This is a genomic window from Paracoccus sp. ME4 (assembly GCF_046736325.1).
Lineage (GTDB): Bacteria > Pseudomonadota > Alphaproteobacteria > Rhodobacterales > Rhodobacteraceae > Paracoccus.
Window position 1 is genome coordinate 2,116,751 of the sequence record NZ_CP151276.1, and the last position, 16,691, is coordinate 2,133,441.

Annotated in this window: 11 protein-coding genes and 1 tRNA gene; 4 read left to right on the forward strand and 8 right to left on the reverse strand. The window is 69.2% G+C overall.

Translation table 11 applies throughout. The annotated features are described in order from the left end of the window. The first annotated feature begins 61 nt into the window (after positions 1-61). The gene (locus AACG61_RS10860; protein ID WP_411837146.1) at positions 62-2,554 is read left to right on the forward strand and encodes a GcvT family protein; all 2,493 of its coding nucleotides are present in this window, start codon (positions 62-64) and stop codon (positions 2,552-2,554) included. Here the strand turns inward: AACG61_RS10860 and AACG61_RS10865 are convergent. The 3 genes from AACG61_RS10865 to uvrA form a co-directional block, all read right to left on the reverse strand. Continuing rightward, a complete protein-coding gene (locus AACG61_RS10865; protein ID WP_411837147.1) occupies positions 2,551-3,129 on the reverse strand; it encodes a TetR/AcrR family transcriptional regulator in 579 nt (192 codons plus the stop codon). The two genes, AACG61_RS10860 and AACG61_RS10865, sit on opposite strands and share 4 nt — an antisense overlap. A 248-nt stretch (positions 3,130-3,377) precedes the next feature. Continuing rightward, positions 3,378-3,452 (reverse strand) — tRNA-Gly (locus AACG61_RS10870). Positions 3,453-3,577: 125 nt separating this feature from the next. Continuing rightward, complete coding sequence (uvrA, locus tag AACG61_RS10875) at positions 3,578-6,439, reverse strand: excinuclease ABC subunit UvrA (protein ID WP_411837148.1); 2,862 nt, start codon at positions 6,437-6,439, stop codon at positions 3,578-3,580. 223 nt (positions 6,440-6,662) lie between these two features. Here uvrA and AACG61_RS10880 point away from each other — a divergent pair, with 223 nt between their 5' ends. Then, a complete protein-coding gene (locus tag AACG61_RS10880; protein WP_411837149.1) occupies positions 6,663-10,097 on the forward strand; it encodes a pyruvate carboxylase in 3,435 nt (1,144 codons plus the stop codon). Positions 10,098-10,219: 122 nt separating this feature from the next. Here AACG61_RS10880 and AACG61_RS10885 read toward each other — a convergent pair whose 3' ends face one another. From AACG61_RS10885 to infC, 5 genes are all read right to left on the reverse strand, one after another. Beyond that, positions 10,220-10,591 carry a hypothetical protein gene (locus tag AACG61_RS10885; protein ID WP_411837150.1) on the reverse strand — a complete coding sequence of 124 codons (372 nt, stop codon included), beginning with the start codon at positions 10,589-10,591 and terminating at the stop codon, positions 10,220-10,222. A 31-nt stretch (positions 10,592-10,622) separates the two neighbouring features. Then, entirely contained in the window at positions 10,623-12,647 is a 2,025-nt protein-coding gene (locus AACG61_RS10890; protein WP_411837151.1) for a M3 family metallopeptidase, read from the reverse strand. A 26-nt stretch (positions 12,648-12,673) separates the two neighbouring features. Next, on the reverse strand, positions 12,674-13,726 hold the full coding sequence (locus tag AACG61_RS10895; RefSeq protein WP_411837152.1) for a HesA/MoeB/ThiF family protein: 1,053 nt from the start codon (positions 13,724-13,726) through the stop codon (positions 12,674-12,676). Continuing rightward, complete coding sequence (dut, locus tag AACG61_RS10900; RefSeq protein ID WP_411837153.1) at positions 13,723-14,205, reverse strand: dUTP diphosphatase; 483 nt, start codon at positions 14,203-14,205, stop codon at positions 13,723-13,725. Before dut ends, AACG61_RS10895 begins: the two co-directional genes overlap by 4 nt. Positions 14,206-14,281: 76 nt before the next feature. Next, positions 14,282-14,821 carry a translation initiation factor IF-3 gene (gene infC / locus AACG61_RS10905; RefSeq protein WP_411839501.1) on the reverse strand — a complete coding sequence of 180 codons (540 nt, stop codon included), beginning with the start codon at positions 14,819-14,821 and terminating at the stop codon, positions 14,282-14,284. Positions 14,822-15,023: 202 nt separating this feature from the next. On the opposite strand from infC, the gene AACG61_RS10910 reads away from it, so the two are divergent. Together AACG61_RS10910 and AACG61_RS10915 are read left to right on the forward strand one after the other, a co-directional pair. After that, complete coding sequence (locus AACG61_RS10910) at positions 15,024-15,764, forward strand: hypothetical protein (RefSeq protein WP_411837154.1); 741 nt, start codon at positions 15,024-15,026, stop codon at positions 15,762-15,764. Further along, on the forward strand, positions 15,764-16,639 hold the full coding sequence (locus AACG61_RS10915; protein WP_411837155.1) for a glycosyltransferase family 2 protein: 876 nt from the start codon (positions 15,764-15,766) through the stop codon (positions 16,637-16,639). Before AACG61_RS10910 ends, AACG61_RS10915 begins: the two co-directional genes overlap by 1 nt. The last annotated feature ends 52 nt before the right edge of the window (positions 16,640-16,691 follow it).

The following is a 16,691-nucleotide window of genomic DNA, read 5'->3' on the forward strand; positions in this document are numbered from 1 at the left end:
TTGGACGCGGCGTTTCCGCGATGGGGCATGACTTGTCGAAACGGGACAACAGGAGAGCGCGATGACGTCGCATGTGAAGGTTCTGGTCGTGGGCGGGGGCGCGGTCGGATGCGGCATCGCGCTGCATCTGGCGCGCGCGGGCTGGGACACGCTGCTGGTCGAACGCGACGAGCTGACCGCCGGATCGACCTGGCACGCGGCGGGGCTGCTGCCTCTGTTCAACATGGGCTATGCGACCAGCCACATCCACGATTATTCGGTCAAGCTCTATGCGGGCCTCGAGGCCGAGACGGGGCTGAACGCGGGCTTCACCCGCTGCGGCAACCTGCGCATGGCGCAGACGGACGCGCGGATGGACGAATATATGCTGTATTCCGCCACCGCCGAAACCATCGGCATTGAGCATCAGTTCCTGACGCCCGCCCAGATCAAGGAGCGCTGGCCGCTGGTGCGCACCGAGGATCTGAAGGGCGCGCTGTTCCACCCGACCGACGGATACATCAACCCCGCCGACGTGACCCAGGCCATGGCCAAGGGCGCACGCATGGCGGGTGCCCGGATCGAGCGCAAGATCCAGGTGAACGCCTATCGCTGGACCGGCAGCGAATGGATTGTGACGGTGGAAAAGATGGTGGACCGGGGCGGCAACCTGATCCCGTCCGGAGAGGTCTATGACATCCACGCGGAACATGTGGTGACCGCGACGGGCAACCATGCGCAGCGCACGGCGGGCCTACTGGGGATCAAGATCCCCGCCATCCCGGTCGAACACCAGTTCATCGTGACCGAGCCCGACCCCGCCCTGATGCGCTGGCGTGCCGAGGGGAACCCCGAACACCCGGTCCTGCGCGATGCCGACGCCAAGTGGTATGTCCGCGAGGAGCGCGGCGGCTGGATCCTGGGGCCCTATGAGAAGGGTGCGCCCGCGCGGTTCGAATACGGTGTGCCGGACAGCTTCCGCGCCGACCTGTTCCCCCTGGATCTGGAGCGGATCGAGGAGGAGTACATGGCGATGATCCACCGGATTCCGACGTCGGAGACGGTGGGTCTGAAGGACGATTTCAACGGCCCGATCTGCTATACCCCCGACGGCAACCCGCTGGTCGGACCCGCGCCGGGCCTGCGCAACATGTGGCTGGCCGAGGGGTTCAGCTTCGGCATCACCGCAGCCGGGGGCGTGGGCCATTACCTGGCGCAGATGATGACCGAGGGCGAGGCCGAGATCGACATGGCCTCGCTGGACCCCCGCCGGTTCGGGTCCTGGATGACCACGGAATACGCCGCCCGCAAGAACGAGGAGGCCTATGACCACGTCTTCATCCTGCACCACCCGGATGAGGAGCGGCCCGCCTGCCGCCCGCTGCGCACCTCGCCCGCCTATGACCGGCAGGCGGCGCATGGGGCGCAGTTCGGGCAGGTGAACGGATGGGAGCGTCCGAACTACTACGGCCCCGAGGGCTTCGACGACCATGACAGCCGCAGCTTCCGGCGCGGCGGCTGGTGGCCCTATGCCAAGGCCGAGGCCGAGGCCGTTCGCCAGACGGCGGGTCTGGTCGATGCGACGGCCTTCGCCAAGCACACCGTCACCGGGCCGGGGGCGACGGCCTTCCTGGACTGGCTGACCACCAACAGGCTGCCCAAGGTGGGGCGGATCAACCTGACCTATGCCCTGACCGATGCAGGCACGGTGCGGACCGAATACACGATCGTGCGGCGTGGAGAGCAGGACTATTACCTGGTCAGCGCCGGGGCCTGGGCCGATTACGACCGCGACAACCTGCTGAAAACGGCCGAGGATTTCATGGCCTCGGGCGGCGCCCATGTCCATATAAAGGACGTGACCACGCAATGGGGCGTCTTTGCGCTGGCCGGTCCCGAAAGCCGCGCGATCCTGGCCCGCCTGATCCGCGATGCGGAGCCCGAGAGCGCCCTGTCGAACAAGCGCTTTCCGTGGCTGTCGATGCGCAACATCGAGCTGGGCATGGTGCCGGTCATGGCGATCCGCGTCGCCTATACCGGCGAGCTGGGATGGGAGCTGCACCACCCGATCGAGATGCAGAACCACCTGTTCGACCGGCTGATCGAGGCCGGGGAGCCGTCGGGCATGCGGCTGGTCGGCGCGCGCGCCCAGAACTGGCTGCGCCAGGAGAAGTCCTACCGCGCCTTCGGCACCGAGCTGGGCCGGGACGCGACGCCGCTGGAGGCGGGGCTGGACCGGTTCGTGGATCTGGGCAAGGAGTTCCGCGGCAAGGCGGCGATGCAGGCCAAGGGCCTCCGCTCGACCTGCGTCACGCTGCTGATCGACGGGCCGGCGGATGCCGATCCCTGGGGCCGCGAGGCGCTGTTCCTGGACGGGCAGAAGGTCGGGCGGCTGACCTCGGGCGGCTGGTCGGTGGCTTTCGGCAAGCAGATCGGCATGGGCTATGTCCGCCCCGACCTGGCCGCGCCGGGCACCCGTCTGAAGCTGCGGATGTTCCGCGAGCTGTATGATGCCGTGGTGACCGAGGACAGCCCCCACGACCCGCAGAACGCGCGCATCAGGCTGGACGGCTAAGCCCCGTCCGGGCGCACCAGCAGCCGCAGCAGCGACCGGTAGGAGGCATTGGTGGCCGGAAACCGGTCGTTCCACTGGGCCAGCCCCAGCATGGCATAGCCATGCGTCAGCGCCCAGATCGCCAGCAGCATGGCCTCGGCCCGCTCGGGGCCGGTCACGGCCGTGCAGGCGGCCAGATGGATGGCATGGGTGCGCCGCACCGCCTGCTCCAGGTCCGGATCGGGCGGCAGGGGCGCGCTGAACATCAGCCGGAACAGGTCCGGATGGCGCGCCGCGAAGCCCAGATAGACCTCCTCGATGCGCACCAGCCAGTCGAACGGGTCCGGATGGACGTCGCGGTCCACCGCCTCCAGATCGGCGTGGAACATGCGGAAGCCCTGCGCCGCGATGGCCGCCAGCAGCCCCGGCAGCCCTGCGAAGTGATGCGCGGGCGCCGCATGCGAGACCCCTGCCCGTGCCGCGATGCGCCGCAGCGTCAGCCCCGCCGCGCCCTTTTCCGCCAGGATCGACAGCCCGGCCTGAACCAGACGGGCCGCCACGCCGCCCTCGGCCGGGGCCGTTTCGACAGGGGTCATGTTTCACCTACCTTGACAGTGTCAAGCCAACTGCACCAGACAGGTCGGGACCCAGACGATCCCAAGGCGCGCGCGGCGCAACCTCGGGGGGCTTTCGACGCCTCGGCGCTCGGATCTGGGGGTCGGCCTGGCAGCCAGCGTCCCTGTGTTCCTTTTCCCGATTTTGCGCCAGTGCCGACCAACCCTCTCGGGGGTCCTTCCAACGCTCCAAAACAAAAGGCCGGACCCGAAGGTCCGGCCTTTTGTTTTGGAGCGGGCGATGAGATTCGAACTCACGACCCTAACCTTGGCAAGGTTATGCTCTACCCCTGAGCTACGCCCGCACTCCAGTTCCTCTTGCGATCCGTGTGACCGTCTCGCCTTCGGTGAGCGGTGATTTACGGTCTGCCGCCGGGGGGTGCAAGAGGAAAAAACACCGCCCGGCGATTTTTTTCCGCGATGCCCCCGATCACTCCGCCGCCCGGCTGCGGGCCGGGTTCAGCATCGGGCCCAGATAGCGGCCCGTATGGCTCTCGGGGACGCGCGCGACCTCCTCGGGCGTGCCCGCGGCGACGATGACGCCGCCCCCGTCCCCGCCCTCGGGACCGATGTCGATGATCCAGTCGGCGGTCTTGATGACGTCCAGGTTATGCTCGATCACGATGACCGAGTTGCCCTGATCGACCAGCTCGTGCAGCACCTCCAGGAGCTTGCGCACATCCTCGAAATGCAGGCCGGTCGTCGGCTCGTCCAGGATGTACAGCGTCCGGCCCGTGGACCGGCGCGACAACTCCTTGGAGAGCTTCACGCGCTGCGCCTCGCCGCCCGACAGGGTCGTGGCCTGCTGGCCCACCTTGATATAGCCCAGGCCCACCTGCATCAGCGCGTCCATCTTCTCGCGGATCGACGGGACGGCGCTGAAGAATTCCTGCGCGTCCTCCACGGTCATGTCCAGCACATCAGCGATGGACTTGCCCTTGAACTGCACCTCCAGCGTCTCGCGATTATAGCGCTTGCCCTTGCAGGTCTCACATTCGACATAGACGTCGGGCAGAAAGTGCATCTCGATCTTGATGACGCCGTCGCCCTGACAGGCCTCGCAGCGCCCGCCCTTGACGTTGAAGCTGAACCGCCCCGGCTTGTAGCCGCGCGCCTTGGCCTCGGGCAGGCCCGCGAACCAGTCGCGGATGGGGGTGAAGGCGCCCGTGTAGGTCGCGGGGTTACTGCGCGGCGTGCGCCCGATGGGGCGCTGGTCGATGTCGATGACCTTGTCCAGATGCTCCAGCCCCTTGATCGTCTCGCAGGGCGCGGGCGTCTGGCGCGCGCCGTTCAGGCGCAGGGAGGCGGTCTTGAACAGCGTCTCGATGGTCAGCGTGGACTTGCCCCCGCCCGACACGCCCGACACGCAGACGAAGCGGCCCAGAGGGAATTCCGCCGTCACGTTTTTCAGATTGTTGCCGGTCGCCTTGACCACGGTGATCTTCTTGCCGTTGCCCTTGCGCCGCTCCTCCGGAACCGCGATGGCGCGCTTGCCGGACAGATACTGGCCGGTCAGGCTGTCGGGATCGGCGGCGATCTCGGCGGGCGTGCCCTTGCTGACCACGGTGCCGCCATGCACCCCCGCCCCCGGCCCCATGTCGAAGACGTAATCCGCGTGGCGGATCGCATCCTCGTCATGCTCGACCACCAGGACCGAATTACCCTGATCGCGCAGGTTCATCAGCGTGGTCAGCAGCCGGTCGTTGTCGCGCTGATGCAGGCCGATCGACGGTTCGTCCAGCACATAGAGGACCCCGGTCAGGCCGCTGCCGATCTGGCTGGCCAGACGGATGCGCTGGCTCTCCCCGCCCGACAGCGTGCCTGCCGCGCGCGACAGGGTCAGATAGTTCAGGCCCACATTGACCAGGAATCCCAGCCGCTCGCGGATCTCCTTGAGGATTGCGGCGGCGATCTCGGCCTTCTGCTTGGACAGGTGGTTCGGCGCGTCGGTGATCCAGTCCAGCGCCTCCTGGATCGACAGCTGCACGACCTCGCCCACGTGGTTGCCGGCGATCTTGACCGCCAGCGCCTCGGGCTTGAGGCGATAGCCCCCGCAGGCGCCGCAGGGGCGGTTGTTCTGGTAACGCTCGAACTCCTCGCGCACCCAAGCGCTGTCGGTCTCGCGCAGGCGGCGCTCCATGTTGGGGATCACCCCCTCGAAGACGCGGGCGATCTGATAGACCCGGCCCGAATCGTCGAAGCGGAAGTTGATCTCCTCCTTGCCCGATCCGCGCAGGAACATCTGCCGGACGCTGTCGGGCAGGTCCTTCCACGGGGTCTTCTTGTCGAAGCCGTAATGCTTGGCCAGCGCGTTGATGGTCTGGGTCAGATAGGCCGATTTCGTCTTGGCCCAAGGCGCGATGGCCCCCTTGTCCACCGACAGGGCGGCGTCGGGCACGACCAGGCGTTCGTCGAAAAACAGCTCGACCCCCAGACCGTCACAGACCGGACAGGCGCCGAACGGCGCGTTGAACGAAAACAGCCGCGGCTCGATCTCGGGGATGGTGAAGCCGCTGACAGGGCAGGCGAACTTCTCGGAGAAGGTCAGGCGTTCCGGCTCGGCGTCGCCTTCGGTCGCCAGCTCCAGATGCGCGATGCCGTCGGCCAGGTTCAGCGCGGTGCGCAGGCTGTCGGCCAGACGGGTCTCCAGACCCTCGCGGACCACGATCCGGTCCACGACCACGTCGATGTTGTGGCGGAACTTCTTGTCCAGCGTCGGTGCCTCGTCCAGCTCGTGGAAGGTGCCGTTGATCTTGACGCGCTGAAAGCCCTGGCGGCGCAGCTCGGCCAGCTCCTTCTTGTACTCGCCCTTGCGGTCGCGGACGATGGGGGCCAGCAGATAGGCGCGCGTGCCTTCTGGCAGGGCCATGGTGCGGTCGACCATGTCCTGGACCTGCTGCGCCTCGATCGGCAGGCCGGTCGCGGGGGAATAGGGCGTGCCCGCGCGCGCGAACAGCAGGCGCAGATAGTCATAGATCTCGGTCACGGTCCCCACGGTGGAACGCGGGTTCTTGGAGGTCGTCTTCTGCTCGATGCTGATCGCGGGGCTGAGGCCGCTGATATGATCGACGTCCGGCTTGCCCATCATGTCCAGGAACTGGCGCGCATAGGCCGACAGGCTCTCGACATAGCGGCGCTGCCCTTCGGCATAGACGGTGTCGAAGGCCAGGGACGACTTGCCCGATCCCGACAGGCCGGTGATGACCACCAGCTGATCGCGGGGGATGTCCATGTCGACGTTTTTCAGGTTGTGCTCGCGCGCGCCGCGCACCTCGATGAACTTCTGTTCCATGCCTATCCCCGCGTGACCAGTCGCATGAGATAGGGACGCGCGGCCGGAAAGCAAGTTCCAATTGCGAACGAAGCCGGAACATGCCTGCGGCGCAACGGCCACCGCCGCATCGCCCCTCAGCCTTTGGTCGCAGAGCGCGCTGCCGACTCTTCTGGTTAACGCTAACACTTGCGCTGCATCGCAGCACGGATAGGATGCTCGGCAACGAGGAAGGGGGCTTGGCATGTTCAAGAAGATTCTGGTGGCGAACCGGGGCGAGATCGCCATCCGCGTGATGCGCGCGGCCAACGAGCTGGGCAAGAAGACGGTCGCCGTCTATGCCGAGGAGGACAAGCTGGGCCTGCACCGCTTCAAGGCGGACGAGGCCTACCGCATCGGCGAGGGGCTGGGCCCGGTCGCGGCCTATCTGTCCATCCCCGAGATCATCCGCGTGGCCAAGCTGTCGGGCGCCGACGCGATCCATCCGGGATACGGCCTGCTGTCCGAGAACCCCGATTTCGTCGATGCCTGCGTGGCGGCCGGGATCACCTTCATCGGTCCGCGCGCCGACACGATGCGCGCGCTTGGCGACAAGGCCAGCGCGCGGCGCGTGGCGATCGAGGCGGGCGTGCCGGTCATCCCCGCGACCGAGGTGCTGGGCGAGGATTTCGACGCCATCAAGCGTGAGGCGGCGGATGTCGGCTATCCGCTGATGCTGAAGGCATCCTGGGGTGGTGGCGGGCGCGGCATGCGCCCGATCAACAGCGAGGCCGAGCTGGTCGAGAAGGTCCGCGAGGGCCGCCGCGAGGCCGAGGCCGCCTTCGGCAATGGCGAGGGCTATCTGGAGAAGATGATCCTGCGCGCCCGCCATGTCGAGGTGCAGCTGTTGGGCGACACGCATGGCGGCCTCTATCACCTCTATGAACGCGATTGCACCGTGCAGCGCCGCAACCAGAAGGTCGTCGAACGCGCCCCCGCCCCCTACCTCACCGAGGCGCAGCGCGCCGAGGTCTGCGGTCTGGCGCTGAAGATCGGGCAGGCGGTCGGTTATCAGAATGCCGGCACGGTCGAGTTCCTGATGGATATGGACAGCCAGCAGTTCTACTTCATCGAGGTGAACCCGCGCGTCCAGGTCGAGCACACCGTGACCGAAGAGGTCACCGGCATCGACATCGTGCAGTCCCAGATCCGCATCGCCGAGGGCGAGAAGCTCGCCAGCGCCACGGGCCATGCCAGCCAAGGCGACATCACCCTGTCGGGCCATGCCCTGCAATGCCGGGTGACGACCGAGGACCCGCAGAACAACTTCATCCCCGATTACGGCCGCATCACCGCCTATCGGTCCGCCACCGGCATGGGCATCCGCCTGGACGGCGGCACGGCCTATTCGGGGGGCGTCATCACGCGCTATTACGATTCGCTGCTGGTCAAGGTCACGGCCTGGGCGCAGACCCCCGACCAGGCGATCCGCCGCATGGACCGCGCGCTGCGCGAGTTCCGGGTGCGTGGCGTCAGCACGAATATCGACTTCGTCATCAACCTGCTGAAGCACCCGACCTTCCTGGACGACACCTACACGACCAAGTTCATCGACACGACCGATGACCTCTTCGACTTCAAGAAGCGTCAGGACCGCGCGACGCGCATCCTGACCTATCTGGCCGATATCAGCGTGAACGGGCACCCCGAGACCGCAGGCCGTGCCCTGCCCCCGGCCCAGGCCCGCGCGCCTCAGCCCCCCGCGCCCATGGCCGCCCCCGCCCCCGGCACCCGCCAGCTGCTGGAGACCCAGGGCGCGCAGGCCGTGGCCGACTGGATGGCCGCGCAGAAGCATCTGCTGATCACCGACACCACCATGCGCGATGGGCATCAGTCGCTGCTGGCGACGCGGATGCGGTCGATCGACATGATCCGCGTGGCGCCCAGCTATGCCGCCAACCTGCCGCAGCTGTTCAGCGTGGAATGCTGGGGCGGCGCGACCTTCGACGTGGCCTATCGCTTTCTGCAGGAATGCCCGTGGCAGCGCCTGCGCGACATCCGCGCGGCCATGCCCAACCTGATGACGCAGATGCTGCTGCGCGCGTCGAACGGGGTGGGCTACACCAACTATCCCGACAACGTGGTTCAGTTCTTCGTGAAACAGGCGGCGGAGACCGGGGTCGACGTGTTCCGCGTCTTCGACAGCCTGAACTGGGTCGAGAACATGCGCGTCGCCATGGATGCCGTGATCGACAGCGGCAAGATCTGCGAAGGCACCGTCTGCTATACCGGCAACATGCTGGACCCGGACCGGTCGAAATACGACCTGAAATACTATGTCCGCACCGCGCAGGAGCTGAAGGCCGCGGGGGCGCATGTGCTGGGCCTGAAGGACATGGCGGGCCTCCTGAAGCCCGCCGCCGCGCGCATCCTGATCCGTGCGCTGAAGGAGGAGGTCGGCCTGCCGATCCACTTCCACACCCATGACACCAGCGGCATGGGCGGCGCCACGATCCTGGCCGCGGCTGATGCGGGCGTCGATGCCGTCGATTGCGCGATGGACGCGCTGTCGGGCAATACCAGCCAGCCGACCTTGGGGTCGGTGGTCGAGGCGCTGGCCGGGACCGACCGCGACACCGGCCTCGACATCGGCGCGATCCGCGCGATCAGCAACTACTGGGAGCGCGTGCGCGAAAGCTATGCGGCCTTCGAGAGCGGCCTGCAATCGCCCGCCTCCGAGGTCTATCTGCACGAGATGCCCGGCGGGCAGTTCACCAACCTCAAGGGCCAGGCCCGGTCGATGGGGCTGGAGGATCGCTGGCACGAGGTCGCCCAGGCCTATGCCGACGTGAACCGCATGTTCGGCGACATCGTCAAGGTCACACCTTCGTCGAAGGTCGTGGGCGACATGGCGCTGATGATGGTGGCGCAGAATCTGACGCCCGCCGACGTGCTGGACCCCGCCAAGGATGTCAGCTTCCCCGATTCGGTGGTGGACATGATGCGCGGCAATCTGGGCCAGCCCCCCGGCGGCTGGCCCCAGGCGATCCAGGCCAAGGTGCTCAAGGGCGAGGCCCCGATCACCGACCGCCCCGGCGCCCATCTGCCCCCCGTCGATCTGGAGGCCGAACGCGCCAAGCTGTCCGAGATCCTGGACGGCAAGACCATCGATGACGAGGACCTGGCCGGATATCTGATGTATCCCAAGGTCTTCACCGACTACATGCAGCGCCACGGGACCTATGGCCCGGTCCGCACCCTGCCCACGCGCAGCTTCTTCTACGGCATGGAGCCGGGCGAGGAGATCAGCGTCGAGATCGACCCCGGCAAGACGCTGGAAGTGCGCCTGCTGACCCTGGGAGAGACGGACGAGACCGGCCAGATCAAGGTCTTCTTCGAACTGAACGGCCAGCCGCGTCAGGTCCGCGTGCCGAACCGCAAGGCCACCGGCGCGCAGGCCGCGCGCCCCAAGGCCGATGCCGCGAACGCGGGCCATGTCGGCGCGCCCATGCCCGGCGTCGTGGCTTCGGTCGCGGTGACCGCGGGCCAGAAGGTCGCGCAGGGCGACATGCTGCTGACGATCGAGGCAATGAAGATGGAGACCGGCCTGCACGCCGATCGCGACGGCACGATCAAGGCGCTCCATGTCGCGCCGGGCCAGCAGATCGACGCCAAGGATCTCCTGGTCGAGATCGAATAAGCCACAGGGCCGGGGCCCACCGCCCCGGCCCCGCGCAACCGCGCCGCGTCAGCGGCGCGAACGGCCCGGGCGGCAGCACGCCGACCATCGGTCGGCACCCCCGCCCCCGGACCCGCACACCTTCAGCCCGGACAGCGCTGATAGAGCCGCGCGCCCCCCGTATCGGTCACACGCAGCGACGTGCCTTCCATCACGGCGGTCAGGGCGCGCGTGTCGGTCATGCCCTCGCTGGAACAGCTCAGGCTCAGCGATCCGTCCGCCCCCACCGCGCCGCGCGTGCAGCGCGCCTCGTAGAACCGCCAGCTCTCCCCCGCCAGCGTCAGCCGCGTCTCGGAGGCCGGATCGCCGCAGGCCTCTGCCCGCAGGTCATAGGTGCCGTCGACCAGCGCCGCGCCGCCCTGCGCGGGGGGCGGCACGGCAACGCCGGCGGTCTCGGTCTTGCAGGCCGCAAGGGCCAGCACCGCCAGCAGGGCGGCGGGCAGGATAGGGGTCATGGGTCTTCTCCTTCTTCCTGTCGCGCGGGCCTCAGTCCAGCCCGCGCCCTTTCAGCAGGGCATCGACGCCCGGCATGCGGCCCCGAAAGGCCATCCACAGCTGATCCGCGGGCGCCGATCCGCCCTTGGACAGGATCGTCTCCTCCAGCCGCCGCGCGGTCGCCGCATCGAAGATGTCGCCCGTCTCGGCAAACGCCGCGAAGGCATCGGCATCCATCACCTCGGACCACATGTAGCTGTAGTAACCCGCCGCATAGCTGTCGCCCGCGAAGACATGCGCGAAATGCGGCGTCGCATGGCGCATAGGGATCGCCGCCAGCGCCTCCAGCCCCGCCAGAACCTCGGCCTGCCGCGCCATCGGGTCCGCGGCAGGCGCGCCCTCGTGAAAGGCCAGGTCTACCAGCGCGCTCTCCAGATACTCCACGGTCGAGAACCCCGCCCCGGCCTTGCCCGCGGCCAGCATCCGGTCGCGCAGGTCGGCAGGCAGGGCATCGCCCGTCTCATGGTGGCGCGCATGGGCGTCCAGCACCGCGGGCTGCTCCAGCCAGTGCTCATAGAGCTGGCTGGGCAGTTCCACGAAGTCCTGAGCCACCGAGGTCCCCGAGATCGAGGGCCAGGTCACGTCCGACAGGATGTGATGGGTCGCATGGCCGAATTCGTGAAACAGCGTGCGCGCATCGTCCCAGGACAGGAAGGCCGGCCCACCCGGCCGGTCCGGCGGGGTGAAGTTGCAGACATTGACCACGATGGGCCGCTGACCCTCCCCGATCCTGTGCTGCACCTGAAGCGCCGAACACCAGGCCCCCGACCGCTTGGAGGGCCGCGCGAAGTAATCGCCCACGAAGATCGCCATCAGCGCCCCATCCCGCGTCACCCGCCAGGCCCGCACGTCGGGCGCCCAGAGGGGCGCCTCCACCGGCTGGAACTCCAGCCCGAACAGGCGCTGCGCCACGTCGAAGACCGCGCCCAGCATCGCGTCCAGCGTCAGATAGGGCGCGACCGCATCGGCGTCGAAATCATGGGTCCGCGCCCGGTGGCGTTCCGCGTAAAGACGCCAGTCCCAGGCCTCCAGCGGGCCGTTGACGCCATCGGCATGCAGCATCGCGGTCAGCGCCTCCTGATCGGACAGGGCGCGGGCGCGGGCGGCGGTCCAGACCTGGGACAGCAGGTCGCGCACCCGGTCGGGCGTCGCGGCCATCTGCGTCTCCAGCTTGTAGGAGGCGAAATCGGCATGGCCCAGCAGCTGCGCCCGCTCATGGCGCAGGGCCAGGATCTCGGAGACCAGCGGCAGGTTGTCGGTCGCCTGCCCGCCCGCGCCCGACCCCGATCCGCGCGCGGTCCAGGCCCGGAACGCCGTCTCGCGCAGCGCGCGGCCCTGCGCATGCTCCAGGAAGGGCACGATCAGCGAGCGGTTCAGCGTCACCACCTGCCCCTCGCGCCCCCGCTCGCGCGCGGCGGCGCGCATGGCGCGGATCAGCCAGTCGGGCAGCCCCGCCAGCGCGTCATCGGCCACGGGCAGGACATAGTCCCGCTCATCCGTCAGCACATTCTGGGTGAATTCGGTGGTCACAACCGCCAGCCGGGCGCGGATTTGCGCCATGCGCGCCCGGCCCTCCGCGTCCAGCCCCGCCCCCGCCCGCGTCAGGTCGCGCAGCGCCAGCTCGGTGATGCGCCGATCCTCCGGGGCCAGGGCATCGGCCCCGGAGGCCACCGCGCGGACGCGGGCGTAGAGGCGCGGGTCCATGCTGATCCGGCTGCCATATTCCGCCAGGCGCGGCGCGAAATCGCGCTGCAACGCCTGGCGCGCGTCGTTCGAATCGACCCCCGCCAGCGTGTAGAAGACCGACAGGACCCGGTTCAGCCCCTCATCGGCCAGCTCCATCGCGGCGATGGTGTTGGCGAAGTCGGGCGCCTCCGGGTTGGCGGCGATCGCCTCATGCGCGGCCTCGGCCTGGGCCAGCGTGGCATCGAAGGCCGGGGCGAAGTCGGTGTCGCGGATCAGGTCGAAGCGCGGCAGCCCCTCGGGGCCGGTCCAGCGGGTCAGTTGCGGGTTCATGGTGCCTCCTGTCGTCGGAGGGCAGCCTAGGGTTGCCCCGCCGCGGGTTCCAGCGCCGATTGCGTCCCGCAGACCGGGCAGGCAGGGTCCCGCGCGGTGGCGATCATGCGGCTGTCGCCGTACAGGGCGTCGAAAAGCATCATCCGCCCGCGCAGGCCCTGGCCCGCGCCGGTCAGATGCTTGATCGCCTCCAGCGCCATGATGCTGCCGACGATGCCGGGCAGTGCGCCCACGACGCCCGCCGTGGCGCAGGGGGCGTCGGTCTCCGGCGCGGCGGGGAACAGGCAGGCCAGGCACGGCCCGCCGCGCGCCGGGTCCAGCAGCGCGACCTGCCCGTCCCACTGCCCGATCGCGCCCCAGAGCAGCGGCACCCCCGCCGCCACGCAGGCGCGGTTGATCGCCGCGCGCCCCTCGAAGCTGTCGGTGCCGTCGATCACCAGGTCGTGCCGCGCGATCAGGTCCGCGTCGGCCTCGGTGATGCGCCGCGTCAGGGGCGTCACGTCCAGACGCGGGTTCAGCGCCAGCATGGCCTGGGCCGCGGCATAGGCCTTGGGCTCGCCGCGCAGGTCGTCGCGGAAAATGACCTGGCGCTGCAGGTTGGACAGCGCCACCGTGTCGTCATCGGCCAGCGTGATCCGCCCGACCCCCGCGGCGGCCAGATAGAGGCACAGCGGCGCCCCCAGCCCCCCCGCGCCCACGATCAGCACGCGCGCCGATTTCAGCCGCATCTGCCCCGCGCCGCCGATCTGCGGCAGCACCAGATGGCGGGCATAGCGGTCCAGTTCGGCCTCCGACAGCGACGGATCGAAGCTGGCGACCGGCGCGGGGGGCGTGGCCTGCACGCGCAGCCGGCGCAGCAGGCGGCGATACCCCGCGATCAGCGCCACAACCGCGCCCAGCACCAGCCAGCCCGCCGCATTGCCGCCCACGGCAGCCGCCGCCGAACTGCCCGGCGCCGCGACCTGCAGCGCCAGCATGCCCACCCACAGGACCGCCACGACCAAGAGCGTCACCTGCCGCGGCAGGTGCAGCACCCGCCCCAGGATCAGCGCCATGACGATCAGGAAGAGGCCGGTCACAGCCCCGCACCTCCGCCTGTCGAGCCGAAGCCCCCCTGCCCGCGCGCGGTCCCGTCCAGGCGGTCGACCAGATCGAACCGCGCCTGCGGGGCCGGGGCCACGACCAGCTGCGCGATGCGGTCGCCGTGGCGGATGGTGAAGGACGCGTCCCCCAAGTTCAGCACGATCACCCCCAGCGGCCCGCGATAGTCGCAGTCGATCGTGCCGGGGCTGTTGGGCAGGGTGATGCCGTGCTTCAGCGCCAGGCCCGAGCGCGGACGGATCTGCGCCTCCCAGCCGTCGGGGATGGCCAGCGCCAGGCCGGTCGGGATCAGCGCCCGGCCAAGGGGGGGCAGCGTGACGCCACCCTCGCGCAGATCGGGCGGAAGGTTGGCGCAGAGATCGGCCCCCGCCGCGCCCGCCGTCTGATAGGCGGGCAGCGGCAGGTCGGGATCGGCGTCGGGCAGGCGCATCAGGCGCAGGACGGGAGCATGGGTCATGCGCCCATCCATGCAACGCAAAAGGCCGCGCGGCAATGCCTGCGCGGCCTTTCGGGCGGGTTCGGATGTCGCGGCCTCAGCGGGGCGCGATCATCATCACCATCTGCCGGCCTTCCAGCTTGGGCATGGATTCGACCTTGCCGTTCTCGCCCACGTCGTCGCGGACGCGGTTCAGCAGTTCGAGGCCCAGATCCTGGTGGGCCATCTCGCGGCCGCGGAAGCGCAGGGTCACCTTGACCTTGTCGCCGCCTTCCAGGAACTTCAGGACGCTGCGCATCTTGACGTCGTAGTCGTGGGTATCGGTTCCGGGACGGAACTTGATCTCCTTGACCTCGATGACCTTCTGCTTCTTGCGGGCCTCGGCCTCGCGTTTCTGCATCTCGTACTTGTACTTGCCGAGGTCCATGACCTTGCAGACCGGAGGGGCTGCATTGGGCGAGATCTCGACCAGATCCAGACCCGCGTCCTGCGCCATCTGAAGGCCGACCGAGGGCGGCACGACGCCGATGTTTTCCCCTTCGGGGCCGATCAGGCGGATTTCGGACACGCGGATTCGTTCGTTGGTGCGGGGACCGGTGTCGCGTTGGGGCGGTGCGTTATGCGGACGGCGGGCTATGGCGATGCTCCTTATATGGCCAAGGCGAAGTGACAGGAAAATAAGGGCAACCGCGCCGATATTCAACCGGAATTGATGGGTTGCGGCCCCGAAGGCCCCGGTTTTCCGGCATTCGCCGCCCCCCGCGCGGCCCGCGACGCTTTTCCCACGGCGGGGCCTGTGCCATAGAGGCGCAAAGGGCCGCAGGACCAAGGGGACAGCCATGCCGAAACGGACGCCGATCATCGTGGTTCTGGTCGTGGGGCTGGGCGCCATGGGCCTGCTGTGGCAGCAGCGCCTGAGCGCGCCCGCCCCCGCCCAGGACCGCCCCGAGACCGTCGTGGCGCAGGCCCCCGCCCCGGCCGCGACCACGCCCCCCGCGGATGATGCCGCGCAGATGGCCGACGACGCCGCCGGCGCCGCGGCCGAGGCCGCCGAGGATGCGGACCGCGCCATCGCCGATCCGGGCACCGACACCGAGGCCGCCGCAGGTGCCGCGGCGGACGCGGCCGCCGATGCAGCAGCCATCGCCGCCGACGCCGCCGCCGAGGCCGCCCGCGCGTCCGAGGATGCGGGCGTGGCCCCCGCCAGCGAAGCCGCCGATGCGGCCGAGGCCGCAGCCGAGCCCGCGCTGGCCGCCGCAGACCGCGCCGCCGCCGCCGCCGCCGGCGCGACATCGGGCGTGGCGGGCCTGACCCAGGGCGCGGCCGAGACCGCCGCCGAGGCCACCCAGGACGCCGCGCAGGCCGCAGCCGAGACCGCCGACGCCGCCTCGGTCGCCGCCCGCATCGAGGCGCTGCTGACCCCCGAGGGCTTCGACCGCGCCGAGGTCGAGCGCATCATCGACGCCGCCGCCATCCCCGACGCGCAGAAGGCCACCCTGAAGCAGCTGGTCGCGCAGGCGGGTTCGGACCCTGCCCTGCTGGCCGCCGCGCTGGAGCAGGTCAAGGCGGTGATGCGCTGATGCCTGCCCTGCCGGTCCAGCCGCGCGACGCCTTCCTGGCCTCCCGGCCCGCGGTGCTGGCCAAGGGCCCGCTGGCCATCCTGCTGGTCGAGGACGGCAAGGCGGTCGAACGCACCGTCCAGCACCACCTGGACCTGGGCTTCCGGCACATCCTGCTGATGTCCGACCAGCCCCAGGACCTGCCCGAAACGATGGCAGGGCGCGTCACGCAGCTGTCGCATGACTGCCGCCGCCCCGCCGCGCATGTGAACGCGGTGAACGCGGTGATCCGCGCCGTGGCGCCGGGCACTTGGCTCTATTATGCGTTCAACGCCGAGTTCCTGTTCTTTCCCTTCTGCGAGACGCGCAGCGTGGGCGAGATGCTGGCCTTCCACACCGAGGAACGCCGGCCGGCGATGCTGACCTACGTGATCGACCTCTATGCGCCGGACCTGAAGGCCGCGCCCGATGCGGTCGACCCCGACAACGCGATGTTCGACCGGGCCGGATACTATGCCCTGGGCCGCCGGGGCGCGGACGGGCAGGTCCGGGAGCGGCAGCTGGACTTCCACGGCGGGCTGCGCTGGCGCTATGAGGAGTTCCTGCCGGCCGACCGCCGCCGCATCGACCGCATCGCGCTGTTCCAGGCGGCGCCGGGGCTGACCGTCACCGCCGATCACCGCTTCTCGGTGGAGGAATACAACACCTATTCCTGTCCCTGGCACCACAACCTGACGGCGGCCATCGCGTCCTTCCGCGTGGCCAAGGCGCTGGTGACCAATCCCGGCTCGCGCGAGCGGATCGGCGACATGACCTGGCGCCACTCGCATCGCTTCGACTGGAGCAGCCAGCAGCTGATGGATCTGGGCCTGATGGAGCCCGGCCAGTGGTTCTGAGCCGCCGGGCCGCGGACATCGCTTGCCCTTGCGCGGGTCTTGCCCCGGGTGA